This window comes from Hymenobacter terrestris (assembly GCF_013377905.1).
Taxonomy (GTDB): domain Bacteria; phylum Bacteroidota; class Bacteroidia; order Cytophagales; family Hymenobacteraceae; genus Hymenobacter; species Hymenobacter terrestris.
In genome coordinates this window covers 1-3079 of record NZ_JABKAV010000127.1, presented here as the reverse complement: position 1 = coordinate 3079, position 3079 = coordinate 1, and the positions used below count along the sequence as shown (strand labels likewise).

The 3079-nt window shown below is 58.3% G+C and carries 2 protein-coding genes; both read right to left on the bottom strand.

The genetic code is table 11. From position 1 onward, the window contains the following. Window positions 1-81 precede the first annotated feature (81 nt). Window positions 82-903 (bottom strand): enoyl-ACP reductase FabI, encoded by an 822-nt coding sequence (locus tag HW556_RS18145; RefSeq protein ID WP_176901530.1) that lies wholly within the window; start codon window positions 901-903, stop codon window positions 82-84. A 220-nt stretch (window positions 904-1123) separates the two neighbouring features. Further along, entirely contained in the window at window positions 1124-2797 is a 1674-nt protein-coding gene (gene recN / locus HW556_RS18140) for a DNA repair protein RecN (protein ID WP_176901529.1), read from the bottom strand. Between the last annotated feature and the right edge of the window lie 282 nt (window positions 2798-3079).

Below are 3079 nucleotides of genomic sequence, written 5' to 3'. Positions count from 1 at the left end.
TTAACTTCTGCGCCCCCTAAAACGCCACAACGCCCGACCAAATTGGCCGGGCGTTGCTGTTTACAGAGAAAAAGAACCGAACTACTGCTTGGCAGCCGTTACCAGCTCCACAATTTCCTCCGAGATGCCGGTGGTGCTGAAGCCACCGTCGTGCATGAGGTTCTGCATGGTTACGTAGCGCGTCAGGTCCGAGAACAGGCTCACCACGTAATCGGCGCAGGCTTCGGCCGGGGCGTTGCCCAGGGGCGAAAGGCGGTCGGCGTACTCGTAGAACGCATCGAAGCCGCTGATTCCGGTGCCAGCGGTGGTTTTGGTGGGCGACTGCGAAATGGTGTTCACGCGTACTTTTTTGAGCTTGCCGAGGCGCTGGCCATAGCTGCGGGCAATGCTTTCGAGCATAGCCTTGGCCTGCGACATATCGGTGTAGTCGAGGAAGGCGCGTTGGGCGGCAATGTAGCTCAGGGCTACGGCCGAGCCCCACTCGTTGAAGGCATCCTGCTTCTCGGCCACGGCCAGCATCTTATGAAACGAGAGGGCCGACACATCGAGCGTCTTCTGGTACCACTCGTAGTTCAGCTCGCCGTAGTGCTTGCCCTTGCGGATGTTGGCGCTCATGCCAATGCTGTGCAACACGAAATCGAGCTTGCCGCCAAGCTGCTCCTGGGCTCCCGAAAACAGGTTTTCCAGGTCCTCCATCGACGTCGCATCGGCCGGGATGATGGGCGCGTTGCACTGCTCCGAGAGCTTGTTAATTTCGCCCATCCGCATGGCCAGCGGGGCGTTGGTGAGCACGAAGCGGGCTCCTTCGGCGTGGCACTTCAGCGCCACTTTCCAGGCAATGGATTCTTCATTGAGCGCGCCGGAAATGATACCGACTTTGCCCGCGAGCAGGTTACTGGCCATATAGGGAGGTGAGTTGGGTTGAGATTGGAACCACAAAAAAGGCGAAAAAATAAAGAATTGTCATGCTGAGCGAAGGCGCAGCCGCAGTCGAAGCATCTCTACCGCTTCGTTGCAATCAATAGGATTACCATTGCGGCAGAGATGCTTTGACTACGACTGCGCCTTCGCTCAGCATGACAGTTCATTTTACACTAACCTTACACCTAATTCACTTCCTCTCCTATCCCGCCATCTCCACGCCGCGCAGGGCCAGCAGCTCACGGGCGCTTTGGGTGGCATGCACGGTGGGGTTGGCGCCGGAAATCATTTGAGCAATTTCATGGATTCGTTCGTCCTGGCTCAGCAAACGAATGCGGCTCACGGTGCGGTCGGCGCGGTCTTCCTTGTACACGAAGTAATGCGCGTCGCCGGCGGCAGCCATCTGTGGCAGGTGGCTGATGGCAATGAGCTGGTGCTTCTTGGCCATCTGCTGCATCATACGGCCCACTTTCAGCGCAATTTCGCCGCTGATGCCAGTGTCGATTTCATCGAATACGATAGTCGGCAACGCGGTTTTGTCGGCCAGCATGTACTTGATGCATAGCATGAGGCGCGAGAACTCACCGCCTGAAGCGGCCTTGCTCAGTGTCTGGGGCTCGGCTCCTTTGTTAGCCGTGAACAGGATGCTCACCACATCAATCCCGCTGACGGCAGGAGCGCCGGCCTCGTGGCTTACCACAATGCGGGCGTGGGGCATGCCCAAGTCGGTGAGCAGGGCAGCTAGCTCCTTCTCGAACTTCGGAAACGTCTTGCGGCGGGCTTCGGAAAGGCGTAACCCCTGCTTCTGCACGGTGGCCAAGGTGGCTTCCACGTCGCGGCGCAGACGGCTTATTTGCTTGTCGAGGTTGAGTACCGAGCTGACCTTGTCGCGCAGGTCGGCGCGCACGGCCAGCAGGTCTACCACATCGCGCACCTGGTGCTTGCGCTGCAGGCTGTAAAGCACATTCAGGCGGCTCTGTAGCTCATCGATGCGGGCCGGGTCGCCCTCAGTGCGGCGCTCCACTTGCTCAATCTCGTCGGTGATGTCGCGCAGCTCAATCAGGCAGCTGTCGAGGCGGTGGCGCAGGTCCTTTACGGGCTCCGAGTAGGGCGCAATCTGGCCTAGCAGCACCACGGCGTCTTTCAGGGCCCCGGTGGCGCAGTATTCGCCGTCGCTCAGGCTTTGCAGGGCGTGGGTGAGCTTGTACTTGATTTCCTCAGCGTGCTCCAACTCCTTTACTTCCTGCTCCAGCTCATCCTGGTGCTCATTGTCCAGACTGGCTTCTTCCAGCTCACTCAGCAAAAAGCTGTGGTAGTCGAGCTCCTTGTTGGCTTGTGCTACCTGGCTTTCGAGGGCCTGCAGGTCGGTTTCAAGCTTGCGGTACTGGCGGAAGGCGTTGCTGTATTGAGTGCGCGTGGGCACCAGATTAGCGTACAAATCCAGCAGATTCAGCTGAAACACGGCGTCGCCGAGCAGCAGCGTGTCGTGCTGCGAGTGGATGTCCATGAGGTTGGCCCCGATGTGGCGCAGGGTTTCCAGCGTCACGGGCGTATCGTTCACGAAGGCCCGGCTCTTGCCATTGGGGCTCAGCTCGCGCCGCAGAATGCACTGCTGGTCATAGTCCACATCTTCGGCCTCGAAAATATCGCGCAGCTGGTAGCTGCTGATGTCGAAATGGCCTTCCAGCACGCACTTTTTGCTCGTATCGAAGAGCATGCGCGAGTCGGCGCGGTTGCCGAGTAGCAGCCCGATGGCCCCCAGCATAATGGACTTGCCGGCGCCCGTTTCGCCGGTAATGATGTTGAGCAGCGCTGAAGGCTTCAGCTCCAGCTTTTCAATCAGGGCGTAATTCTGAATTCGTAAGTCAACCAGCATACCGAAAAAGCGTGAGGGCCGGAGCGCCGGCCGTGGCTACTAAAACGCAGCTACGGCCCCGTATTAAACGGCCAGGCCTAGCAGCGTTAGCAAAGCTACTAGTTCGGTTAGTCAGATGCTAGTTATTTTCGCAACGCGTGACAGCATCAGCCCTTACAGCATACAACAGAGGCTTTTTCGTGCATTTTTTTTGTTTGCTCTCAACCCGAGTTACGAAGTGATTTGCTGGAACGATGTAGGGGCGGTGGCTGCCTCCGCCCCCCCCCCGTACAGACCAATCAT